General features: G+C 66.3%; 21 protein-coding genes. 10 read left to right on the forward strand and 11 right to left on the reverse strand.

The features are described from left to right. Nucleotides 1-20: 20 nt before the first annotated feature. The 8 genes from HK401_RS15255 to HK401_RS15290 all read left to right on the forward strand — a co-directional run bounded on the left by HK401_RS15255 (nucleotide 21) and on the right by HK401_RS15290 (nucleotide 10,676). The gene (locus HK401_RS15255) at nucleotides 21-1,613 is read left to right on the forward strand and encodes a peptide chain release factor 3 (RefSeq protein ID WP_181275516.1); all 1,593 of its coding nucleotides are present in this window, start codon (nucleotides 21-23) and stop codon (nucleotides 1,611-1,613) included. 193 nt (nucleotides 1,614-1,806) lie between these two features. Next, nucleotides 1,807-2,892 carry an inositol-3-phosphate synthase gene (locus HK401_RS15260; RefSeq protein ID WP_181275517.1) on the forward strand — a complete coding sequence of 362 codons (1,086 nt, stop codon included), beginning with the start codon at nucleotides 1,807-1,809 and terminating at the stop codon, nucleotides 2,890-2,892. A 356-nt stretch (nucleotides 2,893-3,248) separates the two neighbouring features. Further along, on the forward strand, nucleotides 3,249-4,832 hold the full coding sequence (locus HK401_RS15265; RefSeq protein WP_181275518.1) for an AbgT family transporter: 1,584 nt from the start codon (nucleotides 3,249-3,251) through the stop codon (nucleotides 4,830-4,832). Between the two features lie 247 nt (nucleotides 4,833-5,079). Continuing rightward, nucleotides 5,080-5,862: a Bax inhibitor-1/YccA family protein gene (locus HK401_RS15270; protein WP_181275686.1), complete on the forward strand. Its 783-nt coding sequence runs from the start codon at nucleotides 5,080-5,082 to the stop codon at nucleotides 5,860-5,862. A 364-nt stretch (nucleotides 5,863-6,226) separates the two neighbouring features. After that, entirely contained in the window at nucleotides 6,227-7,117 is an 891-nt protein-coding gene (locus tag HK401_RS15275; protein WP_181275519.1) for a dihydrodipicolinate synthase family protein, read from the forward strand. Continuing rightward, nucleotides 7,114-8,646 (forward strand): aldehyde dehydrogenase family protein, encoded by a 1,533-nt coding sequence (locus HK401_RS15280; RefSeq protein ID WP_181275520.1) that lies wholly within the window; start codon nucleotides 7,114-7,116, stop codon nucleotides 8,644-8,646. The genes HK401_RS15275 and HK401_RS15280 overlap by 4 nt, the downstream gene beginning before the upstream one ends. 46 nt (nucleotides 8,647-8,692) lie before the next feature. Then, entirely contained in the window at nucleotides 8,693-9,019 is a 327-nt protein-coding gene (locus tag HK401_RS15285; protein WP_181275521.1) for a hypothetical protein, read from the forward strand. A 25-nt stretch (nucleotides 9,020-9,044) separates the two neighbouring features. Continuing rightward, nucleotides 9,045-10,676 carry a molybdopterin-dependent oxidoreductase gene (locus tag HK401_RS15290; protein ID WP_181275522.1) on the forward strand — a complete coding sequence of 544 codons (1,632 nt, stop codon included), beginning with the start codon at nucleotides 9,045-9,047 and terminating at the stop codon, nucleotides 10,674-10,676. A gap of 16 nt (nucleotides 10,677-10,692) precedes the next feature. On the opposite strand, the gene HK401_RS15295 is transcribed toward HK401_RS15290, so the two are convergent. Next, nucleotides 10,693-11,127 carry a VOC family protein gene (locus tag HK401_RS15295; RefSeq protein WP_246490649.1) on the reverse strand — a complete coding sequence of 145 codons (435 nt, stop codon included), beginning with the start codon at nucleotides 11,125-11,127 and terminating at the stop codon, nucleotides 10,693-10,695. An 18-nt stretch (nucleotides 11,128-11,145) separates the two neighbouring features. On the opposite strand from HK401_RS15295, the gene HK401_RS15300 reads away from it, so the two are divergent. After that, nucleotides 11,146-12,042 (forward strand): helix-turn-helix domain-containing protein, encoded by an 897-nt coding sequence (locus HK401_RS15300; RefSeq protein ID WP_181275524.1) that lies wholly within the window; start codon nucleotides 11,146-11,148, stop codon nucleotides 12,040-12,042. A 2-nt stretch (nucleotides 12,043-12,044) separates the two neighbouring features. Here the strand turns inward: HK401_RS15300 and iadA are convergent, their stop codons facing one another. The 7 genes from iadA to HK401_RS15335 all read right to left on the reverse strand — a co-directional run bounded on the left by iadA (nucleotide 12,045) and on the right by HK401_RS15335 (nucleotide 20,179). Beyond that, complete coding sequence (gene iadA, locus HK401_RS15305; protein WP_181275525.1) at nucleotides 12,045-13,244, reverse strand: beta-aspartyl-peptidase; 1,200 nt, start codon at nucleotides 13,242-13,244, stop codon at nucleotides 12,045-12,047. Between the two features lie 61 nt (nucleotides 13,245-13,305). Continuing rightward, nucleotides 13,306-14,136 carry an ABC transporter ATP-binding protein gene (locus HK401_RS15310; protein WP_181275526.1) on the reverse strand — a complete coding sequence of 277 codons (831 nt, stop codon included), beginning with the start codon at nucleotides 14,134-14,136 and terminating at the stop codon, nucleotides 13,306-13,308. After that, a complete protein-coding gene (locus HK401_RS15315) occupies nucleotides 14,133-14,924 on the reverse strand; it encodes an ABC transporter ATP-binding protein (RefSeq protein ID WP_181275527.1) in 792 nt (263 codons plus the stop codon). The genes HK401_RS15310 and HK401_RS15315 overlap by 4 nt, the downstream gene beginning before the upstream one ends. After that, entirely contained in the window at nucleotides 14,921-15,856 is a 936-nt protein-coding gene (locus tag HK401_RS15320; protein ID WP_181275528.1) for an ABC transporter permease, read from the reverse strand. Before HK401_RS15320 ends, HK401_RS15315 begins: the two co-directional genes overlap by 4 nt. Then, complete coding sequence (locus HK401_RS15325; protein WP_258234258.1) at nucleotides 15,853-16,974, reverse strand: ABC transporter permease; 1,122 nt, start codon at nucleotides 16,972-16,974, stop codon at nucleotides 15,853-15,855. Before HK401_RS15325 ends, HK401_RS15320 begins: the two co-directional genes overlap by 4 nt. A gap of 2 nt (nucleotides 16,975-16,976) precedes the next feature. Beyond that, entirely contained in the window at nucleotides 16,977-18,545 is a 1,569-nt protein-coding gene (locus tag HK401_RS15330) for an ABC transporter substrate-binding protein (protein WP_181275529.1), read from the reverse strand. A 155-nt stretch (nucleotides 18,546-18,700) separates the two neighbouring features. Continuing rightward, nucleotides 18,701-20,179 (reverse strand): malate:quinone oxidoreductase, encoded by a 1,479-nt coding sequence (locus HK401_RS15335; RefSeq protein ID WP_181275530.1) that lies wholly within the window; start codon nucleotides 20,177-20,179, stop codon nucleotides 18,701-18,703. 64 nt (nucleotides 20,180-20,243) lie between these two features. Between HK401_RS15335 and HK401_RS15340 the strand changes: the two genes are divergently transcribed. After that, complete coding sequence (locus HK401_RS15340; protein ID WP_181275531.1) at nucleotides 20,244-21,194, forward strand: LysR family transcriptional regulator; 951 nt, start codon at nucleotides 20,244-20,246, stop codon at nucleotides 21,192-21,194. A 9-nt stretch (nucleotides 21,195-21,203) separates the two neighbouring features. Here the strand turns inward: HK401_RS15340 and HK401_RS15345 are convergent, their stop codons facing one another. From HK401_RS15345 to HK401_RS15355, 3 genes are all read right to left on the reverse strand, one after another. Beyond that, nucleotides 21,204-23,330 carry an iron ABC transporter permease gene (locus HK401_RS15345; protein WP_181275532.1) on the reverse strand — a complete coding sequence of 709 codons (2,127 nt, stop codon included), beginning with the start codon at nucleotides 23,328-23,330 and terminating at the stop codon, nucleotides 21,204-21,206. Between the two features lie 3 nt (nucleotides 23,331-23,333). Further along, on the reverse strand, nucleotides 23,334-24,374 hold the full coding sequence (locus HK401_RS15350) for an ABC transporter substrate-binding protein (RefSeq protein ID WP_181275533.1): 1,041 nt from the start codon (nucleotides 24,372-24,374) through the stop codon (nucleotides 23,334-23,336). A gap of 125 nt (nucleotides 24,375-24,499) precedes the next feature. Further along, nucleotides 24,500-25,318 carry an ABC transporter ATP-binding protein gene (locus tag HK401_RS15355; RefSeq protein WP_181275534.1) on the reverse strand — a complete coding sequence of 273 codons (819 nt, stop codon included), beginning with the start codon at nucleotides 25,316-25,318 and terminating at the stop codon, nucleotides 24,500-24,502. Nucleotides 25,319-25,476: the final 158 nt, after the last annotated feature.

Below are 25,476 nucleotides of genomic sequence, written 5' to 3' on the forward strand. Positions count from 1 at the left end.
AAGGACGATAGGATATTGCGGTGACTTCCGGCCAGTATTCCGATAAGGACATCCGACGAGAAGCGGCGCGCCGCCGCACGTTCGCTGTCATCTCCCACCCCGACGCAGGTAAGTCGACGACCACCGAGGCGCTTGCCCTGCACGCCCGTGCGATCGGTCAGGCCGGAGCCACCCACGGCAAGGCCGGGCGCCGCGCCACCGTCTCCGACTGGATGCAGATGGAGCAGGACCGCGGCATCTCGATCTCCTCGGCCGCGCTGCAGTTCGAGTACCGCGACGCCGTCTTCAACCTCGTCGACACCCCCGGACACGCGGACTTCTCAGAGGACACCTACCGAGTGCTCTCGGCCGTCGACTGCGCCGTCATGCTCATCGACGCCGCCAAAGGACTCGAGGCGCAGACGATGAAGCTCTTCGAGGTCTGCGCCCACCGCAACATCCCGATCATCACCGTCGTCAACAAATGGGACCGTCCCGGCCTCGACGCCCTCGAACTCATGGACGAGGTGCAGCAGCGCACCGGGCTCCTGCCCACCCCGATCACCTGGCCCGTCGGCCAGTCCGGCGACTTCCGCGGCGTCCTCGACCGCCTCACCGGCGAGTACACGAAGTACACGCGCACCGATGGCGGTGCCACCATCGCAGGGGAGGAGACCTACTCCGCCGAGGCGGCCGCGGACCTCGAAGGCGATGCCTGGGCCACCGCTGTCGACGAGTCCGAACTCCTGGAGATGGAAGACCAGATCCACGATCAGGAGACCTTCCTCGCCGGGAAGTCGACCCCGGTCATGTTCGCTTCCGCGGTGCTCAACTTCGGCATCCACAAACTCCTCGACCTCCTCGTCGATCTGGCACCCGCCGCCGAGGCGCGCCCGGACAAGGAGGGAGTCCCGCGTCCCGTCGACGCTCCGTTCTCCGGCTTCGTCTTCAAGGTCCAGGCAGGCATGGATTCGAACCACCGTGACCGGTTGGCCTATATCCGCGTCTGTTCGGGAGTCTTCGAGCGCGGCACCGTGCTCACCCACGCCGCGACCGGCAAGCCCTTTGCCACGAAGTACGCCCAGCAGGTTTTCGGACGCGACCGCGACGTCGTCGACGAAGCCTTCCCCGGTGACGTCGTCGGCCTCGTCAACGCCTCCGCACTGCGCGTGGGCGACTCGCTCTACCTGGACAGGAAGGTCGAGTTCCCGGGCATCCCGACGTTCTCACCCGAACACTTCATGGTCATCAGAGCCAAGGACTCTTCGAAGTACAAGCAGTTCCGCCGCGGCATCGAACAGCTCGATCACGAAGGCGTCATCCAGGTCCTGCGCTCGGATCTGCGCGGCGATCAGGCTCCGGTCCTCGGCGCGGTCGGTCCGATGCAGTTCGAGGTCGCCGAAGACCGGATGACCAACGAGTTCAATGCCCCCTGCAGCCTCGAGCGCCTCAACTTCTCCCTGGCCAGACGCACCACCCCCGAATGTGTGCCGACCCTGTCGAGGGAGAGGTCCGTCGAGGTCCTCCACCGTTCCGACGGTGAACTGCTCGCGCTGTTCTCTGACCGGTGGCGGCTGCAGGGCGTGGAGAAGAACCACCCCGACCTCGTCCTCGAACCGCTGGTCGTCAGCTGAACGGACACACCGCGATCCCCGGGCCGCCTGTCCCGGGTCGGGCACATGCCTCGCCACTTTGACGAGGAGTTTAAGATGAATAGTTGGGTCCGGGCGAATTCCGGACTCGGTCAGGAATATCCGAGGCACGCGATCCCTTGTAACCTCGGGAAACTTGGCATTCGGGTGAGACCCGAAACAACAAAGGAGAATTGTGGGAACGAAATCGATTCGAGTCGCGATTGCCGGATTGGGCAACTGCGCCTCGTCCCTGATCCAAGGCGTGGAGTACTACCGGAACGCGTCCCCAGGGACGAAAGTTCCCGGTCTCATGCACGTGGAGTTCGGGGACTACCACGTCGGTGACATCGATTTCGTCGCCGCCTTCGACGTCGACGGCAAGAAGGTCGGCGTGGACATCGCCGAGGCGATCACGGCCAGTGAGAACAACACCATCAAGCTCGCCGACGTCGAACCGACCGGCATCGAGGTCCTGCGCGGACCCACCCTCGACGGACTCGGACAGTACTACCGCGACACGATCGTCGAATCCGACCGTGACCCCGTCGACGTCGTCAAGGCTCTCAAGGACGCCGAGGCTGACGTGCTCGTGTGCTACCTGCCGGTCGGATCCCAGGAAGCCGTCGAGTTCTACGCGCAGGCCGCCATCGACGCGAAGGTCGCCTTCGTCAACGCCCTGCCCGTCTTCATCGCCGGCACCAAGGAATGGGACGAGAAGTTCCGCGCCGCCGGTGTTCCCATCGTCGGCGACGACATCAAGTCCCAGATCGGTGCGACCATCACGCACCGGGTGATGGCGAAGCTGTTCGAAGACCGCGGCGTCGTCCTCGACCGGACCTACCAGCTCAATGTCGGCGGCAACATGGACTTCAAGAACATGCTGGAGCGTCAGCGTCTGGAGTCGAAGAAGATCTCCAAGACGCAGGCCGTGACCTCGAACACCTCGGCCCAGCTGTCCGACCGCGACGTTCACATCGGTCCCAGCGATTACGTCGAATGGCTCGACGACCGCAAGTGGGCTTTCGTCCGCCTCGAGGGACGCAACTTCGGCGACGCCCCGGTGGCGCTGGAGTACAAGCTCGAGGTCTGGGACTCCCCGAACTCCGCCGGCGTGATCATCGACGCCGTGCGTGCGGCCAAGATCGGACTCGACCGCGGCATCGGCGGAGCACTCATCTCCGCCTCCTCCTACTTCATGAAGTCGCCCCCGGAGCAGCAGGACGACGACGCCGCCCACGAGGCGGTCGAAGCCTTCATCCGCGGTGACGTGGAGCGCTGACCCCAGCGCACACCGACAAGCGCGCCGAGCGCAGCCACGCTGTGATCGGCGCGCTTCGTCATTGTCCGGGCAACGCACGAAACGTCTGTCCGACGTTCACCGCTGCCCGGGGATCGGGCCGGCTGCCTGGGGTTCGCACCGGCCGCCGGGGCATCGGACCGGCCGCCGGGGGATCAGGCCGGCTGCCCAGGGATCGAGCCGCGGGACGATGAGTCGCCTCGGCGCTTCCGGAATATGAGATTGCCGTGACACAACGGCGATTGTCCACGACACTTGTCTCTTCGACGTGATTGCACTCACATGTGCGTCACGCGGGCCGACGCACCGCCCGGTGCGCCTACGACCGAGGAGATCCCATGTCGAGCACCACCTCAGCAACCGATGAGAAGCACAGCGGTTCATCAGACCTCAACTGGCTGATGCGACTGCTGGTCGTCATCGAGAAGGTCGGCAACAAGCTGCCCCACCCGTTCTGGCTGTTCCTCTCGCTGGCCGTCATCGTCATGATCCTCTCGGCGATCTTCTCCGCCACGGGACTGAGCGCGGTCAATCCCGCGACGGATAAGACGGTGGCGGTGACGAACCTCTTCAGCACCGAATCGCTGCGTGAGATCGTCGCCGGGGCGACGAACAACTTCGTCACCTTCCCACCGCTGGGACTCGTCATCATCGTCCTCCTCGGCGTAGCCGTGGCCGAGCAGTCCGGGCTCATCGCCGCGATGCTGCGCGGAACCATCGCCGGAGCTTCGCCGAGGTGGATCACCTTCATCGTCGCGCTCGCCGGCACCGCCTCGTCGATCGCTTCCGACGCCTCGTACATGATCATGATCCCGCTCGGCGGGCTCGCCTTCAAAGCCGTCGGACGCAACCCGCTGCTCGGCTGCGTCGTCGCCTATGCCGCGACCTCGGGAGGGTATTCGGCCGCACCGATGGTCAACTCCCTCGACACCATCCTCGGCGGCCTCTCGACCTCCGCGGCCCACATCATCGACGACAGCTACACGGTCAGCCCGGTCGCGAACTTCTACTTCAACTTCGTGTCCATGTTCGTCGTCGCTGCCGCCATCACCCTGATGACCGAGCTGCTGCTGACCAAACGCGCCGACCAGATCGGACTCGACCCCGAGGACGAGAACGATCCGGAGAACTTCGACGTCACGATGGACCTCGAACCCAAAGAGAAGCGCGGCATGGTCTTCGCTGTGCTCGCTATCGTCGCCTGCGCGGCGATCCTCTTCTTCCTCGCTCTGCCCGCCGACTCGTTCCTCCGGGACGAGGCCGGAGGCTTCGGCCCCGAATCCGGACTGATGGCAGGAATCGCCGGTATCATCGGTGTCGGCTTCTTCCTCGTCGGCATCGTCTACGGCTGCGCGACAGGGACGATCAAGACGACCGCGGACATCCCGGAGATGATGGCCAAGGGGCTGTTGCCGTTCGTGCCTGTCATCGTCCTCTTCTTCGCGGCCAGCCAGTTCCTTGCGCTGTTCACGATGTCCAACCTCGGCGAGATCCTCGCGATCAAGGGCGCAGAGTTCTTCGGCGCGCTCAACACCGGCACGTTCGTCATCCTGCTGGGCGGCTGGCTGCTCACCGCGCTCGGCGCGATGTTCCTGACTTCGGGCTCGGGCCTGTGGACGCTCATGGCCCCGGTCCTCGTGCCGATGTTCATGCTGCTCTCGATCTCCCCGGAGACGACGCAGGCGCTTTACCGCATCGGCGACTCGACGACGAACATCATCTCCCCGATGAGCCCCTACTTCGTCCTCGTGCTCGGCTTCATCCAGCGCTACCGGAAGGATGCCGGCATCGGCACCCTCCTGTCGTTCACGATCCCGCTGTCTTTTGCGATGTTCGTCTTCTGGGGTCTGCTGTTCTTCATCTGGTGGGCCACGGGAATCCCATGGGGCCCGGGCTCAGCGACCGGCTACCACATGGGCTGAGCCGCCACGGGGTGCGGCGGCGATCGAAGAGGGGCAGCCCGCTGGAAATGCAGCGCTGTCGGCGACCCCGACCATCCCGAGAACTCCAGGGATTACGATCGTGCAACGCCTCCCGGAGCGGGACCGGGAATTTCAGTATCCGTCCAGGTGTTGTCGCTAGACTGAACCAAGAATCACCACTCGCGTGACACCGCGTCGGCGCGAGCAGTCTACTCAGATCGAAAGGATCTCGACCGTGAGTAACCCCATGATGAACCGGGCGATCAACCAGGGCGCCCAGGCCGGACGCAATCAGCCGGTCATGTCCGATCAGGAACTCAACAACCTGTTCAACCAGCCGGCCGCGGAGAACCGCAACGCCGGTCCGCAGGTCGCCGACCGGGCGATGACCTATGACGATGTGATGATGAAGACCGGCGTGCTCTTCACCATCCTCCTCGCCGGTGCCGTCCTCGGCTGGTTCGTGCCGATGCTCGCCTTCCCAGCGATGCTCGTCGGCCTCGTCCTCGGCTTGGTCAACGCCTTCAAGAAGGAACCGAGCAAGGCCCTGATCATCGGCTACGCCGCATTCGAGGGCGTGTTCCTCGGCGGCATCTCCTCGATCTTCGAGAGCATGTACTCCGGCATCGTCGTCCAGGCCGTGCTCGCCACGCTCAGCGTCTTCGGCGTCATGCTCGCCCTCTTCAAGTTCAAGGGCGTGCGCTTCGGCTCGAAGATGATGAAGTTCATGATGATCGCCGTCGGCGGATATGCGATCTTCTCGATCGTCAACCTCGTCTTCGGGCTGGCCTTCGGCACCGGCGGAGTCCGCAGCATGGAGATCTTCGGTATCCCTCTGGGCATCGTCATCGGCATCGCCGCCACCGTGCTCGCCGCGATGACACTGATCATGGACTTCCAGATGATCGAAGAGGGCGTCAAGCACAAGATCCCGGAGAAGTACTCCTGGATGTGCGCGTTCTCGCTTATGGTCACCCTCATCTGGCTCTACGTCGAGATCCTGCGCCTCATCTCCTACTTCAGAGACTGACCGTCGGCAGAGATTGAGAACGACGCTCACCGCACACTCGAGGGTGGCGACCGAGCGCTGAACGAAGGGCGGATCCCCGAACCGGGGGATCCGCCCTTCGTCGTGTGCAGGGTCCCCGAGCGTCGATCAAGGCGAAGCGTGCATGTGCACCGGCGCACGGTTCGAAGAGTGCGCGGAGCCTTGAACGAGGCCGGAGTGAGGCTCGAGCAAGGCTGGAACGATCGAAAACAGGGCAACCGGGTCCGCCCCATTGCTTGTGATCACTTTTATGCCTATCGTCTGAGATACCGACGACGACCGTCGGAGGACCGCCTTCACCGTCGAAGACCGGACCAGCTGCCTCACCGCCTGAGAGGACCATTCGATGACGAATCCGATGCGCGGCGTCTTCGCCGTTCCCACGACTCCCTACACCGAGGACGGAGCCCAGAACCTCGACGCACTGAGCAGACGCATCGACGAGGTCGTCGCTGCGGGGGTGACCGGCATCCTCGGCCTCGGCGCCACGGGGGAGGCCCTCGCCCTTACTCCCGCCGAGCGCGACGCCCAGATCAAGACCATCGTCTCCGCCGTCGACTCCCGTGCCCATATCGTCATCGGCTGCATGGCCTACACCCCGACCGAGATGAGTGCGCAGATCAGCCAGGCCGCCGACCGCGGAGCCGACGCCGTCATGGTCACCCCGCCCTTCTACGGCGGACTCGAACCCGATGCCGTCATCGCCGCCCTGCAGCCCGTACTAGCCGGCGCCGAGGTACCGGTCATGGTCTACAACAACCCGCACTCCACGGGCACCGACCTGATCCCAGACCACCTCGCCGCCCTCGCCGACACCGGTCGGCTCTGGAGCGTGAAGGAGACCTCGGAGGCGGCCACACGCATCCGCGAACTGCGTGATCGCCTGGGCCAGGACATCGAGATCTTCGTCGGCGCCGACGGGATCGCACTCGAAGGCTTCGCCCAGGGAGCCAGCGGATGGGTGGCCGCCTCGGCGTGGCTGCTTCCCGAGCACTGCCAGCGACTCTGGGCATTCGCCGACGCCGGAGACTGGGCAGGTGCGGTCGAGCTGTGGACGAGGCTCGGGTCCGCGCTCGGCCTCATCGAAGGCAACGCAGCGTTCATCTCACTCATCAAACAGGCCCTCGGCCACCGCGGCCACGAACAGGGGCCGGTGCGCCCACCGCTGCCGACGGCCGACTCCGAATCGCTGACGGAACTCATGACGGCGATCGCCGCTCTGGAGGAGGAACGATGAGCGACACGACCATGAACGATCATTCCACGACGAAACAGGCACTGCTCGACCGCGGCGAAGCCGCACTGCACTCCATCATCGACGGCGACAACGGGCTGTGGATCGGCGGCCGAGCCGAAACGGGTGAAGGCGAGCAGATCGACCTCATCTCACCGATCGACAGAACCCTCCTCGGCAGCCTCACCGCGGCCAGCCGGCATCAACTGGATACGACCGTGACAAGGGCACGCACTGCTTTCGACACCACCGACTGGGCTCGCGACGCAATGCTGCGCGCCCGCGTGCTGCGTCGACTGGCCGACCTCGTCGAGGACGACGCCGCAGAGATCGCCTACCTCGACGCCGTCGAAGCCGGGAAGGTCGCCCCCGGCAGCGTGGATGAGGACGTCCCCGACGTCGTCGCGAACCTGCGCTTCGCCGCCGACCTCATCTCCCACGACGACGGCCGCTACCTGCGCAGCGCGGACGGTTGGGGCTGGGTGACGAAGGTGCCCGCCGGCATCGTCGCCGCGATCCTGCCGTGGAACTATCCCATCGCCATGCTCGGCTGGAAGGTCGCCCCCGCGCTGGCCGCCGGGAACGCGATGATCATCAAGACCTCCGAGGACTCAACCCTCAGCGCCCTCCACTTCGCCTGCCTCGCCGCGAAGGCCGGGGTTCCCGACGGCATCCTCAACGTGCTCACCGGCACGGGCCCGGGCATCGGCGCGGCCATGGGGCTGCACGAGGACATCGACGTGCTCACCTTCACCGGGTCCGGCCCGGTCGGACGGTCCTTCCTCGAATCCTCCGCCCGGTCGAACCTCAAGAAGGTCTCGCTCGAACTCGGCGGCCGGGCCGGGTACATCGTCGACGCCGACCATGCCGGTGACTTCACCGCTATCGCCGCTGACATCGCCGGGGCCGCGTTCGGCACGAGCGGACAGAACTGCACGGCCGCCTCGCGGGCGATCTACGTCGGTGCCGACGACGAGCGCTTCGCCGACTTCCGCACCACCCTCATCGCCGCCACCGAGGCACTGACCGTCGGCGACCCCTTCGATCCGACGACCGACATCGGTCCCGTGATCAACACGAAAGCCCGCGACCGGATCACCGCCTGGGTCGACGAAGCCGTGGACCAAGGCGCGCGGATCGTCAACATCCGCGCCGAGGTGCCTGACATCGGCACCTGGTACCCGCCGACCGTCATCGAATCCGTCCCCGATGACACCCGCCTCGGAAGCGGCGAGATCTTCGGCCCCGTCACCCACCTGGTCCGCTGCGAGACCAGCGAAACCGCAGTGTCCCTGATCAACGACGAGCCCTATGGCCTGGCCTCGACCGTGTGGTGTGAGGACATCGGCTGGGTGCGCTGGTGGGCCGACCGGATCCGAGTGGGCACGCTCGCCGTCAACGGCTACAGCGAAGGCACCGAGGCGACCCCGTTCGGGGGAATGCGACAGTCCGGATTCTGGGGCCGCGACAACGGACCCGAAGCCCTGGCCTCCTACCAGGAGACGATGACCGTGTGGGTGGCCGACGGCTGAGCGCCACCTCGGAGCCGGGCCGAAGGTCGAGGACTACCATAGGCCTATGACCACAGCCGCGGAGGAACTCGAGACCGAGGTGCGTCGACTCCGCATCCGGATCATCTCGTTGACCCCCGCCCAACTCGACGAGGCGACCGCCACCGCACCCAGCAGGCGGCAGGCGATCATCGATGCCCTCGCCGAGTTCTCCTCCATCACCTCGGCCCGACGCGAGGTCCCGTGGCTGAGCGATCAGGCGCTTGCCGACCAGGTCGTCGTCCTCCTCGAGCACGGACTCAGCACATCCGCAAGGCTGTCCGAAGACGAGCGGGACGACCAGATCCGCACCCTCACCGAGGCGGCCGTGCGTCTGCGCCGCGCGCTGGCATGAGGATGGGCGGGGGAGGCGAAGAGCGATGACCGACCGTCGCACGGTCACCTCCGTCCTGGCCGGGATCGTCGCCACCGTCATCTACTTCGGCACCGCCGAACTCATCGCCCGCGGACTCGGCATCGTCTCGGCCCCAGCGCTCATCCTCGGCCAGATCCTCATCCCGCTCATGCCGACCGCTCTCATCAAGGCGGCGATCGCGGTCTTCGGCACCGGTGACAAGCTCGCGCTGGTCATCACCATCGTCATCGTCGGCTCTCTGCTCGGAGCACTCATCGGCTGGATCGGGGTCAACCGGCGGGGCCTCTCGATCGTCCTGCTCATCGGATTCGGCCTGTTGCCTTCCGTGCTCACTGTGACCACCGGCTCCGAACTGACCGCCACCCTGCCGACACTCGGCGGGGTCGTGGCCGGCACGATCGTCTACCTCATGCTCCTGCACCTTGATGATCGCGCCAGGCGGAAGTGTTTCGACGAGGTGGGGCAGCCGGGATCCGGCGAGGCGGGACGTCCCGACGCGCGGCCGGCAGACAGTTCGGATGCCGTCACGAGAGAACGCGCCGGGCGAGAGTCGAAGCCTGACCGGCGGGCCTTCTTCGGACTCGCCGCAGGGCTCGGTGCGATCGGAATCGCCGCCGTCGCCGCCGGCCAATCCGCCGCATCGTTGGCCCGCAGTGCGGCAGGCACGGTCACGCGACTCGTTCTGCCCCGTCCGGCCACCTCGGCGCCGGAGATTCCTGCCGGGGCCGAACTCGACGTCACCGGGCTCACCCCGCTGGTGACCGAGAACGAGGATTTCTACCGCATCGACACCGCGCTCATCCCGCCGTCGGTCGATGCCGGGACGTGGCAGCTGCGCATCCACGGACTCGTCGAACACGAAGTGACGATCACCATGGCCGAACTGCTCGACCTGCCGCTGGAGGAGCACTACGTGAGTCTGGCGTGTGTGTCGAACGAAGTCGGCGGGGATCTCGTCGGCAACGCGAAATGGCTGGGATACCCGATCCGGGACCTGCTCGCCCAGGCAAAGCCGAAGGCCGGGGCGGACATGGTGCTCTCGGGCTCCGACGACGGTTTCACCGCCTCCACCCCGCTCGAGGTGCTCACCGACGACCGGGCCGCCCTGCTCGCGGTGGGCATGAACGGCCACGCGCTGCCGCGCGACCACGGGTACCCGGCTCGCCTCGTCGTGCCGGGACTCTACGGGTACGTCTCCGCGACGAAATGGGTGACCGACCTCGAGGTCACCCGATTCGCGGACAAGGAAGCGTATTGGACGACCCGCGGCTGGTCCACGCACGGGCCGGTGCTCGTAGCCTCCCGCATCGACGTGCCGCGCCCCGGAGCCACAGTGACGCCCAAGGACGGTGGACGGGTGATCACAGCGGGCATGGCCTGGGCTCAGCACACGGGGATTGCGAAGGTGCAGGTGAGCGTCGACAACGGCGACTGGCAGACCGCCGATCTCAGCGAGGAACTCACCGCCGACACCTGGCGGCAGTGGCGGTGTGAGCTGAGCGGACTGAGCCGGGACACGCACACGGTGAGCGTGCGCGCGATCGACGCCGACGGCAATGTCCAGACCTCGCAGCGCCGCCCGGCCATCCCCGGTGCCGCCACCGGTCTGCACGACCGCCAATTCACCGTGGAGTGAGGCAGAATGGGCCCGCTCAGCCCCAGTTCTTCGCGTCCGAGATGCAGAACGGGTGACCGGCAGGATCGATGAGCACGACCCATGTCTCGCCGGGCTGCGGATCGGCGCGGGTGGCGCCGAGGGCCACGCAGCGGTCGGCTGCGGCCTCGACATCATCGGCTGCGAGGTCGAGATGGAACTGTTTGTGCCCATCATCGGGCCAGTCCGGGCGCTGATAGTCAGGGATCGTGCCGATGCCCAGAGCGTGGCTGGGTCCGGTGAGCATCGCATAGTTCTCATCCGAATAGGCGATCGGCCACCCGATGACGGCGGAGTAGAAGCTGCCGAGCGCCGCGGCATCCGGGGCGTCGAGAGTGACCATGGCCAGAGCGGCGATGGGGGACTGGGCCGTGGTGTCGGGAGTGGTCGGCAGGGTGTCGGTCGGGTCTGTGGAGTTCTGTGTGTCGGTCATGTCTGACATTCTTGTCTCATGGACGATGTCGTCTCTAGGAAAAATACGTCACCGGCGCCCGATCACCTCTACGGTCGCGTCCTCAAGCCGGGGGAGCTGCTCGAGCACGCGCAGTACTCGTCGGTCCGCGTGGTCGCGGAGCGCCTGCGGCCCTTCGTCAAACGCTATTGGGCCGTCGACTGGGATCTTCCCGACGGTGAGAGCTACCAGACGGCGACGGTCGCCGAGCCGACGATCAACCTGACCTTCGAATACGGGACGAGCCGGCGGGCGAACATCGACGGACCGGGAGTGTGGGTGACGGGTCCGGTGACGCAGCGACGCTTCGACGTCGGGATCTTCGGCCGCGGCGGAGTCTTCGGGGTGAACTTCCACCTCGGAGCGACCTTGGCGTTCTCCGGGCAGATGCCGGCCGACATCCGCGACACCACCGTCCCCGCGGCACAGTGGTTTCCCGCCCTCGAATCCGATCTGGGACTGACCGAGTCGGACTTCAGCTCGGCAGACGGCCCGAACATCTCCGCGCTCGCCGAGGCGGTCGAGTCCTGGCTGCTCTCCCGCCGACCGCAGATGACCGGGGGTTATATGCGGCTGAAGCAGCTGCTCGAGATCCTCGATGATCCCGAGGTCGTGAGTCTGAGAATGCTCTCCGAGCGTGCCGGTGTCACCGAACGCACGGTGCAGAGGATGTTCAGCCGCTACTGCGGGGTCGGAGCGAAGAAGATTCTCAGCCGGGCTCGGATCATCGACGCCGTCGGGGCCATCGACCGCGGATGGGACGAGCCACTGGCCGACCTCGGTGCTCGCTTCGGATGGTTCGACCAATCCCATTTCAACGCCGACTTCCTCCGTGTCACCGGTTTCAGTCCGGGCGAATACGCGCAGCGCAGGTCGGCGCGAGCCCAGCGCGACTGAGGTCAGTCCCGGCTGCTGCGGCCCGGGCGCGACTGAGATCGTGTTGTCTGAGAAGGCGCCGCATCGAACGTCCCACGGACCTGCAGCCGACCGTCGCTGATAGTCTGATGCCCCATAGCGAATCCGTGTCGGAACGTCCGGCCCTTATCGAACAGCAGCAGGTCGGCATCATGCCGGGGCGCGATCCGGCCCTTGCGGGAGAGCTTGAGTGCGTCGGCGGTGTTGGCGGTGACGAGGGCGAGCACCTGGGACAGGGAGAGTCCGCTGGACTCGGCGCAGGCCCACACCTGCTCAAACAACGTCGACTGGTCGGCCACTGTGAGGTCGATCAGACGACCCTGAGCATCGAACCTCGGCAGGCTTCCGTTGGCATCCGAGGACAGCGTGAGCCGGTCGAGATCACCGCCGAGCTCGACGTATCTGCGTACCGATTCCACGGTCGAGGCACCGGCCGTCATATCGACGAAGGCCCCCTTCGCCGCCAGCGCGACGGCATCGGCTAAGAGCTCCTCATCCCGGGTGATGTGCGTGGCGTAGACGGCTGGCGGCGCGATCGGGTAGTCATCGAGGAGGCGATGGAGAGGGGCGAGCCTGGACTCATGGGACCCGACGTGGAAGTGCGTGACACCGGCCTTGCCGCTGAGCAGTCCGCCGACGTGGCACTGGCTGACGATGTCGGCGAGAGCCTCGATCATGGGTTGGAACGAACGCCGTTCGGACACGGCGATCTCTCCGGCGCCGATGACCTTGTCGATGAGCACGATGTCGTCGACGACCGATCCGGTGATCGTCCGTGCCGGGAGCTGGTAGCTTCCGGTATAGACGAAAGCCGTGATCCCCTCTTCTTCGAGGCCCCGAGCCTTGGCGAGGAGACCTGTATGTGTGCGGGTGACGGAATCGGTGCCGAGGCAGCCGACGACGGTGGTCACACCCGAACGGATGATGTCGGTGACGGCGATCTCCGGGGTACGTGTCGCATAGCCTCCTTCGCCGCCACCGCCGGTGATGTGCACATGCGGGTCGATGAAACCCGGGCAGGCGGTGAGTCCCGAGGCATCGATGACCCGGGCACCGGGCAACGCGGCGATGCCGGCCGGATCCACCTCACCGATATGGGCGATGCGGGAACCTTCGACGAGGATGTCGCGGACTCCCAGCGGTTCGGGGGCGAAGATCTCCGCCCCGCGGATCAGTGTGACCAAGCTGAGTCTCCCTCCCACCCCGACCGTGTGCGCACTCGACCCGGTCGAGACGCGGATACGTTCATCCGGGGATCATGCCCTTGCCGTCGACCTTGGGGATGGCGGCCAACAGCTTCTTCGTGTAAGGGTGCCTGGGATCGTTCCAGATCTCAGCGGTCGGCGCGACCTCGACGATGCGACCGGCCTCCATGACCGCGACCCGGTCAGCGATGTCGCGGACGACGGAGAGGTCATGGCTGATGAAGATCATCGACGCCCCGGAGTCGATGGCGAGATCGCGCATCATCCGAGCGATGCGAGCCTGCAGGAAAGCATCGAGAGAGGCGATCGGCTCATCGCCGACGAGCACCTTCGGCCCGGCCGCCAGGGCACGCGCGATCGCGATGCGCTGTCGCTGTCCGCCGGAGAACGAATGCGAATACCGCTGCGCGGAGTCCTTCGGCAGGTCGACCGCCTCGAGGAGCGACTCGACACTCCAGCTCCCCGACGGGTCCAAGGCGAGGGCGTCCTCGAGCTGATCACGGATGCGCCTGCGGGGATTGAGCGAGGCGTAGGGGTTCTGGAAGACCATCTGGATGCCGAGCAGACTCTTCGCCCGCTTCTTCAGCCCCAAGGACCTCACCGGACTGCCGGCGAAGGTGATGGAGCCGCCGGCCGGTTTCTCCAGCCCGCAGATGAGCTTCGCCAGAGTGGACTTCCCACAGCCGGACTCACCGACGAGTCCGAGCACCTCGGAACGGCCCAGCTGCAGGGAGACCCCGTCGACCGCACGGAATCGTCCGCCGCCGTCGAGCTTGTATTCGCACGACACGGAATCGAGGGCGAGCAGCGGGGCACCGTCGGCGGTGGACTCGTCGCGGGCCTGAGTCGAGGTGTGACCATCGGGCGTCATGATGCGACCTCCGCTCCCGGCAGCGATTCGATGAGCGACCGTGTGTATTCGTGCTTCGGTGCGGTGATCACGGTCTCCCGGTCACCGGTCTCGACGACGACGCCGTTCTTCATCACGACGATGGAATCGGCCACCGAGGACAGCACCCCGAAATCGTGGGTGACGAGCAGGACCGCGAGGTCGAGGTCGTCGCAGAGCTCACGGAGGAGACGGAGGATGCCGGCCTGCACGGTGACGTCGAGCGCCGTGGTCGGTTCGTCGGCGATGAGGACCTTCGGATCGCAGATGATCGCCGAGGCGAACGCGATCCGCTGCAGCTGCCCGCCGGAGAACTGATGGGGGTACTTGCGGACGGCTTCATCGGGGTGGGGGACCCGTGTGCGGCCGAGGATGTCGACGGCCTTCGCCAGCGCCTGCTTCTTCGAGACCTTCTGGTGGTGCCGGAGATGGTCGGTGATCTGGTCACCGACGGTGAGCATGGGATGGAATGCCGACGCCGGATCCTGGAACACCATCGACAGCTGCGCCCCGCGCAGCCGGTTATGGGCCTTGGCCGGCATTCCGACGAGTTCGACGCCGTCGAAGTCGATGCTTCCGCTCAGTTGCGCCCCGGCTGGGGAGAGGCCCATGATGGCCAGCCCGGTCTGGGTCTTGCCGGACCCGGAAGCTCCGGCCACACCGGTGATCCGACCGGCATCGAGGTCGAACGAGACGTCCCGGAGGATGTGCGAGGTCTCCTTGCCGGTGGTGACGGAGAGATTGAGGTCTCTGATGCTGATCATGCTCATGATGTCGTCTCACCGACTTCCTGTGCGGTGTGCGGATCGAGGGTGTCGCGCAGACTGTCGCCGATGAAGTTGAAGGCCATGACGATGGTGAGGATGCACAGGCCGGGGAAGAACGCGATCCACCAGGCGGCGAACTGCGAGACGCCCTCGCTGATCATCGCGCCCCAGTCCGGGGTCGGGGGGACCGCGCCCAGAGACAGGAACGACAGCCCTGCCATCGTGAGGATCGCCGAACCGACGTCGAGGGTGGCGAGCACGACGACCGGTGAGATGACGTTGGGTGCTATCTCGCGGACCAGTGAGCGGCCGGCGCTGAAACCGAGGAGGCGACCGGCGATGACGTATTCGCTGCTGCGAGCCGTCATCACCAGAGACCGGGTGACACGGGCATAGGAGGGCCAGGAGACGAGCAGGATCGCGATGATGGCGTTCTTCAGCCCGGGTCCCAGCGCTGCGGCGATGACCATGGCGAGGATGATCGTGGGGAACGCGAAGACGAGGTCGGCGATGCGCATGATGATCTCGTCGACGGCGCGTCCGAAGTACCCGGCGATCGCTCCGAGCACCGAACCGAGCACCGCCGAGCAGATGACGACGAACACGGCGGCCGGAAGCGTGGTTCTCGCCGCGACGACGATGCGTGAGAATACGTCGCGGCCCAGAGTGTCGGTGCCGAGCAAATTCTCACTACCTGGTGCCGCGAGCCGAGGGAAGTCCTGGGCCAGCGGATCGAACGGCGCGATGAGCGGGGCGAAGACCGCCACGATCAGCCAGATGAGGAGGATGGCGGCACCGACGAATCCGAGCGGAGTGCGCAGGGACCTGGGGAAACGCAGCTGCCACCGCTTCACACCGGGGGTGAGGGGATCACGGGTGGCCGCCTCGGCGCCGGTGGAACCCTCGGCTGAGTATTTGGGAGTGCCGATGCTCATCTCACCCTCACTCTCGGATCCACGAAGCCGTAGATCAGGTCGACGATGAAATTGACGATGATGTAGACGATGCCGATGACGAGGCCCACCCCCATGATGACGGGCAGGTCGAGCGTCGTCGCCCCGCGATAGGCGTATTGGCCGAGGCCGTTCCAGGCGAATACCGTCTCGGTGAGCACCGCTCCCGAGAGCAGAGAGCCGAAGGCGAGTCCGACGACGGTGATTATCGGGACCAGGGCGCCGCGGAAGATGTATTTGAACACGACGGTGCCGGTGGGCAGGCCCTTGGCCTTCGCCGCAGTGACGTAGTCGAACTTGATGATGTCGAGCACGCTCGAGCGGGAGAAGCGGGTGAGCAGTCCGATCGTGAACAGGGCGAGCACACACGAGGGGAGGATGAGATGGCCGAATGCGTTGGTGAAGGTCGCCATCTGTCCGGCCAACAGGGAATCGAGTGTGTAGAGTCCCGTGACCTTCGGCGGGGGAGTGATCCACGGGTCGAGGCGGCCGGCGCCGGGGACGACCCGGAGTTTGAAGAAGAACACGAAGTAGGCGACGGTCGCGATCCAGAACGTCGGGGCGGAGATGCCGATGAGGCTGAGAGTGCGGATCGCATGGTCGACGATCGTGTTCTGCTTGAGCGCACTGAGCAGACCGAGCAGGAGCCCGAGGATGACGGAGATGAGGATGGCACCGATGCCGAGCTCGATCGAGGCGGGAAAGACCTGTCCGATCGAGTCGAGCACTGGGGTGCGCGTCTGGTTGGAGACTCCCAGGTCCCCGTGGAGCAGATTGCTCAGGTAGGTGAAGTACTGGACGATGAGCGGTTGGTCGAGGCCGAGACGCTCACGTGTCTGCGCCACGATCTCCGGGTCCGCGGCCGCCCGGTCGCCCAGTATTGCGGCGACCGGGTCGGTAGGCACGAGGTTCGTGAGCAGGAACGTCACGATCGTCACACCCCAGATGAGGAGGAGCGAGATGCCGATCCTGATGAGGATGAACCGCAGCAGCGGGTGGAGCTTCGGCGGTTCGATCCTCTGGGCGGCATCACCGGCGGTGGTGCCTGATGCCGGAGTCGCCTCGGTGGTGGTCGCTGCCTCGGGTGCGGCTTCCGCCATCCTCACTCTGCCTTTGCGAAGTCGAACGAGGTGTCTGCGTTGGAGACGAACTTCTTCACGCTGTTGCCCACGACGATGGTGTCGACCGGTTGGACGAGCGGGATCCACACCCCGGTGTCCGACAGCGACTTGTACATCGTGGCGTAGGCGTCGCCGCGGGAATCCTCATCGGCCTTCTCAGCTTTGTCGGCGAGTTTCGTGATCGCAGGATCGGCGTCCTTGTCCCAGTTGACGCGTTCGGCGACGCTGCCGCCGGGGACGAAGACGTTGTAGTTCGACGGGTCGGGGAAGTCCGCGCCCCAGGTGCCGATGCCCATGGGCTGTTTGCCCGAACGGAAGCCGTCGAGCTGCGTGGCGCTGGGAGCCGGCTTGAGTGCGAGGTTGATGCCCGCCTCCTTGAACTGGGCCTGGAGGGTCTCGGCGAGCTGGGCGAGGTCGACGCCGTTGACGGACTGATCGCTCGAGTAGTGGAACGGAATCTTCTCACCGTCGTAGCCGGACTTCTTCAGCAGCTTCTTCGTCTTCTCCAGGTCGCGTTCGGGCGCCTGGTCCTTCGGCACGGCCCCGTTGAACTCATTCGGGACGAGGCCGGCCATGCGCTGAGCGCCTTCGCCGGAGAGTTCGAGGATCTTGTCGTAGTCGATGGCCGAGGCCACGGCCTTGCGGAAGTCCTCGTTGGTCGTGATGTCGCTGACCTTGGAGTCCATGTTGTTGAAGATGTAGAGGCTGCGCGTCGACGGCAGCGAGGTCTTCTGCGCCATGCTGTCGTCGATCGAGTTCGCCTGGTCGGAATTGAGGTCGTAGGCGACCTGAGCCTGACCGGACTGGATGTCGGTGAGCTGCGTTTCGGCCGAGACGTTGCGCAGGACGACGCGCTTGTACTTCGGAGCCGGGCCGTTGTAGTGCTCGTTCGCGGTGAGCACGACCTGGCTGTCCGGGTCGTAGGTGTCGATCTTGTAGGGACCCGAGCCCTGCGAGTTCTCATTGAGGAACTGCTCGGCCCCGTCCTTCTCATCCGTCGTCCCTTTGTTCTCCTTGACGACCTTGGAGTTGACGATGCCGATCGAGGAGTTGGGCAGGATGTAGGGCAGCGCCGGGTTGGGCTTCTCGCTCTTCAGCTCGATGGTCTCGTCATCGATCTTCTTCACCTTCACCCCGTCGAGGAAGAAGGAGGGATTGCCCTTGAGGCCCTGGAGACGTTCGAAGGAGAAGACGATGTCATCGACGGTGACGGGATCGCCGTTGGAGAACTTCGCGTCCTTCTGCTTGAGCTTGAGCGTCATCGTCTTGTCGTCATCGGACATCTCGAAGGAGCAGAGACCATCGGTGGGTTTCGTGAGGTCGCCGTCCTTGAACTCCAAGGCGGTCTGGTAGAGGGCATTGTCGATCGTCGAGCCTGTGAATTCGAACTGCCGGTGGGGATCGATCGTCGCGAGGCTGAACGCCGTCTCCGCCACGATCGTGTCGCCGGAACCGCCGGCTTCGTCGGAGCCGCCGCTGCACGCGGCGAGGCCCGCCGTCAGCGCAAGTGTTGAGCAGATGGCCACGAAACTGCGGGTCAGACGCCTCATATGTGATCTCCCTAACGGTAAGTGTTGTCAGTCACATTAGAGTCGATTCGTCCCCCGTGCAATTCAACTTGCCACAACGCTGAGAGTTTTCCGCTGTGGGGTTCTGACAATGCTCTGATCCGTGGGGCCGAGGCGGTTGTAGGTGATCTCCGATGTCAGCGGCGCGAGGGTGCCAGGTCGAGCGCCTCGGCGGTGTCGGTGACGGTGCGAGCGACCGCCTCGGCGGTCCATGTCTGTCGGGCGCGATCGGGGACGGCCTCGGTCATGGCTGTGCTCCAGCGCTCACGCCACTGGACGGGGAAGGCCCGCTGGAGCAGTTCGAGCATGATCGGGACCGCGGTCGAGGCTCCGGGGGAGGCGCCCAGGAGCCCGGCGATCGAACCGTCGGCGGAGACGACGAGTTCGGTGCCCTGCTGGAGGACTCCGATCCGTTTCGGGTCCGGTGTGACCAGCTGTGCCCGCTGACCTGCCGGGGCGAGGGTCCATTCGTTCCGACGCGCCTGCGGGTAGTAGCGCTGCAGTTGGGCGAACTTCTTGGTGGGGCCGGCCGCGAGTTCCTTGATGAGGAAGCTTACGAGGCTGAGGTTCTGCAGGCCGGCGGCGGCGATGATGTGGAGGTTGTCGGGGCGCAGGGTTCTGAAGAAGTCGGTGAGGCGGCCATGCTTGAGCAGGCGGGTGCTGAACGTTGCGTAGGGGCCGAAGAGCAGGTGTTCGCGTCCGTCGACGACGCGTCTGTCCAGATGCGGCACCGACATCGGTGGTGCACCGACTTCGGCCTGTCCGTAGACCTTTGCGTCGTGGTCGGCGACGACGGACGGGGTGGAGCAGCGGTAGAAGGCGGCCCCGACCGGCAGCACTGCGTAGCCGCGGACTTCTGGGATCTTCGCCTTCTGCAGGAGTCGGAGGGCGAACCCTCCTGCACCGACGACGACGGTTCTCGCGCGCACCGTGAACGACCTCTGCGAGGTCGACCCGGTGACTGTCCATCCCTTGTCCGTTCGGTCGAGCCCAGTCACCTCATGGTCGGTGCGGACCTCAGTAGTCCCGATGCGTGTGAGCGAGCGGGTCAGCGCTCCGAAGTCGACGTCCGTGCCGCGCGGGTGTCGGGCGGCAGCGATCGGCTCGCCGGTCGAGGGGCGTCCGGTCATCGTCAGCGGGGCCCACTTGGCGATGGTGTCGGGGTCGTCGGTGTACTCGAGTTCGGCGAAAAGGGGGTCGGCGCGCAGGGTCTCGACACGAGTGCGCAGATAGGAGACGTCCTCGGCGCCGAAGACGAGGTTCATGTGCGCCGTTTCGTGGATGAAGTCGTCTGGGTCGAGCAGGCCGCGGCGCACGAGTTCGGCCCACCACTGCCGGGTCAAGTGGTACTGTCCCGCGATCGACGCGGGCTTCGAACCGTCGGTCGGGTCGGGCATGTAGTTGAGTTCGCAGAATCCCGAATGTCCGGTGCCGGCGTTGTTCCACGGATCGCTGCTCTCTCCGCCGATGCTCTCGGCCTTCTCGAGCATGAGGATGCGCCATTCGGGTTCGAGCTGGGCGAGCATCGATCCCAGCGTCGCCGACATGATTCCTCCGCCGATGAGGACGACGTCGGCGTCGGGCAGATGGTCTGAGGCTGTGGTGTGCGAAGACATGTCATCACGATGCGCCCCTAAGAATCATCCGTCCAATGAGGAATGTGATATGTATGATCCGAATATGGAACGATCGAATGATGGCCGTCTCCCGCTGACGGCGCTGCGGGAGCTCGTCGGGCTGGCCGACCAGGACGGACACCTCACCGAGGCAGCCGCCGCGCTCGGCATTCCGCAGTCGACGATGAGCCGGCGCATCCATGGACTCGAGGACCGCCTCGGCGTGCCTCTCATCGTTCCGCACGGACGGGCGATCGGCCTGACCGAGGCGGCTCGCGAGCTCGCTGCCGCGGTGCGGATGCCCCTGCACGAGATCGGTGCCGCGCTCACCGACATCGCCGAGGCGGCCGACCCCGATCACGGCACGATCCGATTCGGATTCCCGCTGACGATGGGAGCCGGCGAGGTGCCCGACCTGCTGGCCGCCTTCGCCGCGGAGCATCCGGGCATCCGGCTCGATCTCAAGCAGGCGCACGGTGCCGAACTCGTCGACGATCTGCTCAGGGGTGCTCTCGATCTCGCCCTCATCATTCCGCCGCCGCCGGAGGTGCCGCACGAGATCCTTGCCAGCCAGCGGATCGTGGCGGTCGTCCCCGCTGACCATCGGCTGGCGCGTCGCGCGAGCATCGCCGTCGAGGAACTCGTCGACGACGAGTTCATCTCCACGCCCGACAGCTACAATCTGCGGGCGCTCACCGATCGGTGGTGCCGTGCCGCCGGTTTCGTCCCGCAGGTGAGGACCGAGGTCACCGAGTTCTCCACGATCCGCGAGTTCGTCGGTCGAGGCATGGGCGTGGCACTGCTGCCGCGGGCCGTGCGAGCGGTCGAAGGGGTCGCCGAGGTGGAGCTGAGCGGACCCGAGTACGTTCGCGAACTCGCCCTGTGCGCAGCCGTCCGTCGGCCGGGCCGAGTCGTGTCCCGGCTGCGTGATTTCATTCGCGATCGGAGCGCCGAATGGAGCACCGAGTCGGTCTCGGCCAGGCAGTCGAACGGGGCACGGCCGCGTCCGGACTGAGCACAGACCTCACGCCCGTGACCGGGCGAGCAGGTAGACGAAGTACGGGGCGCCGATGAGGGCGACGATGAGCCCGGCCGGGATCTGTGCGGGAGCGATGATCGTGCGGCCCACGGCATCGGCGACGACGAGGCCGACGGCCCCGAGGATCATCGCGGCCGGAACCACCCTGCGATGTCGGGCGCCGACCAGTGCGCGGGCGGCATGCGGGGCGACGAGGCCGATGAAGCCGACGACGCCGACGGCCGAGACGCTCACCGCGGCGAGCACGGCGGCGGTGATGAGCACCGCGAGACGGACCGGTTCGCGAGCAACGCCGACCAACCTCGGGGTGTCGTCATCGAGGGCGAGCAGGTCGAGCTCACGTGTCCACACGAACGCCGCGGGCACGGCGACGAGGAGGACGAGGGCGCCCGGGGCGACATCGGCCCACACCCGCCCGTAGGTCGACCCGGACAGCCAGGTGAACAGGGTCGGTGTGTCCCAGGGATTCGCGCGGACGAGGAGCAGCGTGGTCAGCGATGTGAACCCGAACCACAGGCCGATGCCGATGAGCACGAGCCGGTCCGTGTCCATTCCGCCCCGCCATGAGAGTCCGTAGACGAGGGCGAAGGCCACGAGAGCGCCGATGATGCCGACACCGGACACCAGCCCGATGCCGGCGCCGGGGATGAGGGTGACGACGATGACCGCACCGAGCCCGGCACCGCCGGTGATGCCGAGCAGACCCGGTTCGGCCAGGGGATTGCGGGCGCTGGCCTGGACGAGGGTGCCCGAGAGTCCGAGAGCGGCACCGGCGGCCAGTGCCGCGGCCACCCGCGGAGCCCGGGAATCGAAGGCGAAGTCGATGACCGGGGCGGCCTGGCCCTGAAGCCACAGCAGACCGTCGCCGAGGAGGTAGAACCGTTCCCCGGTGAGCAGACCGAGGACTGCGACGACAATGAGGACGGCGAGCCCGAGACCGATGACCAGCCCTGCCCGCCGAGGACCGATGAGCGTCGATTTCGCCGCCGAGGTGGCCTGCGCCGGTCCCGAGGAACGCATCGACCTGGCGAGGAGGACGAGGACGATGGAGCCGAGGATCGTCGTCGTCACACCCGACGGCAGGGTGATCGCCTCGGTGGCCCCGACGATCGCGCGGAGCACGGCATCGGCGAGGATGACGATGATCGCCCCGATGATCCCGGTGGCCGGGATCATCACCGCATGTCGGCCGAGCACCGGCACCACCCTGGCGAGCAGACGGGCGATGACCGGCGCGCAGAGCCCGACGAACCCGATCGGCCCTGCCAACGTCACCGCCGTGGCGGTGAGCATGACGGCGAAGAGGATGCCGATCGCCCGGGTCGAGCGGATCGGGACCCCGAGGACGGAGGCCGCATCATCGCCGAGGCCGAGCAGATCCAGACGCCTGGACAGCAGAATCGCTCCGAGAACGATGAGGCCGATGACGGGGATGCTGCGCAGGGCGGCCGTCCCGTCGAGCTGATTGAGGGTGCCCGACCCCCAGGAGAAGAGACTCGTCGTCTCCTCGGAGAAGAGGATGAGCAGCGTCGATGTCCCGGCCTGCAGCGCCATGGCCGTGGCCGTGCCTGCGAGTACGAGCCGGGTCGTCGAGGCGGCCGCGCCCCCGGCGAGGCCGAGCACAAGGGCAGCGGCCAGCAGACCGCCGACGAACGCGACGCCTCCCGAAGCCCACATCGGGATCGCGATGCCGAAGGCCGTGACCACGGTGACGGCGAAATACGCTCCGCCCGTGACGGCGAGAGTGTCCGGCGAGGCCAAGGGGTTGCGTGCCAGGGACTGGAAGAGAACCCCGGCGACGCCGAGAGCCATGCCGACGAGGATGCCTGCCCCCACGCGCGGCAGCCGCGATCCCAGGAGGATGTCACGGGCACCGGGACCAGCCTCGGCGAGGGAGGAGTCCTGACCGAAGAAGGAAGCCAGCAGATCACGGACACCGATCCCGGAGGTGCCCTGGGTGATGTGCCAGGCGGAGAGGAGGACGAGGACGGCGGTGAGCGCCAACAGCACCCCGGTGGCCGAGATCGCACCGACGATCCCACCGCTGCGGAGCCGGGCCGTGGCCGACTCCGTCGTCGTGTCTTCTGTCGTTGCCGACACGGATGCGGTCATCGATTACTTCGTCAGCGCATCGACATAGGCGTCGAGGACCTGCTCGGAGGACTTCGGTCCGCCGAAGGTCCAGATTCCGGCCGGGAACGCGAAGGTGCGATCGTCCTTGACGGCGGGGATGTTCGCCCAGATGTCGTTCTTCTTCAGCAGCGCGACATAGTCCTCGGACTCCGGGTCCTCGGTGCCGGTGTAGAAGAAGTTCGCGTCGCCGACCTTCGAGATGCCTTCGATGTCGGTCTGGCCGAGGCCGTAGGCGGGGTCGACCTCTCCGGTCCACGCGTTCTTCAGTCCCAGCTCCTCGCCGAGCTCGCCGATGAGCGATCCCTGCCCGAAGGGTCGGATGGCGACGTTCGACCCGTTGACCCACCCGTCGAAGTAGACGAAGTCCTTCGTCTCAGGGTCCGCCTCGGCGATGGCCTTCTTCGACTCCTCGAGCTTCGCATCGAAGTCGCTGAGCACGGTCTCGGCGCGTTCGGTCCGTCCGGTCGCCTTCGCCACCGTGGTGAACGTGTCCTTCATGTACTTGACGGGGTCCTTCCCATCAGCCCCGGCCATCGCCATGACCTCGATGCCCTGGTCCTCGAGCTGGCCGACGATCTTGTCCTTGCGGTCGGCGCTCTCGATGATGACGAGATCGGGATCGGCTGAGAGGATCGACTCGACGTTGGGCTCCTGGCGGGTGCCGACATCGGTGACGTCCTCGGGCACCTTCTCCGCGGTGTCCCAGGTGGTGAAGCCCTTCGCATCGGCCACGGCGACCGGGTCGACACACAGGGACAGGAGGTCCTCGGTGTACTGCCATTCGAGGGAGACGACCTTCGCCGCCGGCTTGTCGAGGGAGATCTCATGTCCGGTGTCATCCTTGACGGTGACCGGATCCGCCGAGGTGGCGCTCGAGTCGTCCGCGCACGATGCCGAGCTCGTCGACTTCGCATCGGCCGAGGTCTCGGTGTTCGTGGTGCCGCAACCGGTCAGGGCGAGAGCGCAGATCGCCGTCGCCGAGGCGAAGGCGGCGAAGGTGCGGGGCAGGGGCGTCGTCGTCATGGTCTTCCTTCTGGTGGGCCGAGGTTGTCTCGGCGGCTGGGGTGAATCGGCGGGTGGTGAGGTCATCGTGCGGCGGGGCGCCCCGGGCCGAACAGGGGTCGTCGGAGGCGGGTCGGACCTGTGGTTCAGACGGCGGCGCGGCGGCGTCGCCGGTTGAGGGCTTCGACCCTGACCAGGCCGGTGTCCTCATCGATGCGAGCGGAGATGGGCAGCCCGTAGACCTCGCTGAGGACGTCGGCGGTGAACACCTCTTCGCAGGTGCCGACCGACCGGATGCGCCCCCGGTCGAGGAGGACGACGTGATCGGCGACCGTGGCCGCATGTCCGAGATCGTGGAGGACGACGCCGACGGCGAGGTGGTGGTCATCGGCGAGTTCGCGCATGAGGTCGAGGATCTCCGCCTGGTAGCGCAGGTCGAGGTGATTCGTCGGTTCGTCGAGCAGCAGCACTCCGGTGTCCTGTGCCAGGCAGGTGGCCAGCCAGACGCGCTGGAGTTCGCCGCCGGAGAGCTGATCGACCGGGCGGTCGGCCATGCGGACGGTGCCCGTGAGTTCCAGCGCCCGATCGATGGCTTCCCGGTCGGTGTCCGTGAGCGCGGCGAAGCGCTTGCGGTGCGGGTGCCGGCCGTAGGCGACGATCTCACGGACGCTCAACCCCGACGGGTGGGGGCGCGACTGCGAGAGCAGCGTGACGATGCGAGCGAATTCCTTGGCGCTCAGGGCGCTGGCCTGCGTGTGCTCCTCGTTCGTGGTCACGACGACCTCGCCGGAAGTGATCGGGTGGAGCCGGGCCAGAGAGCGCAGCACGGTCGACTTGCCCGAGCCGTTGGGGCCGAGCAGCGCGGTCACTTCTCCGGGGGCGATCGTCAGGCTCACCTCGTGGACGACGGGAGCGCGATCGTAGCCGAGGACGAGGCCGGTGGCGGTCAGTGCAGTGGAGTTCACAAATGTTTAGCCTAACCTAAGACTCCGGTCGGAGTCGCGTACTTGAGATGTCGTATCGGTCCGGGCAGCGGGTCCGCCGCCGGGACCGCCGCGTTCGCCCAGGTGGGGCACCTGGATCGTGCCGAGGGTGTGCTGTGCCTCACTTGTGTCATGACCGC

This window comes from Brevibacterium oceani, assembly GCF_013623835.1.
GTDB classification, from domain to species: domain Bacteria; phylum Actinomycetota; class Actinomycetes; order Actinomycetales; family Brevibacteriaceae; genus Brevibacterium; species Brevibacterium oceani.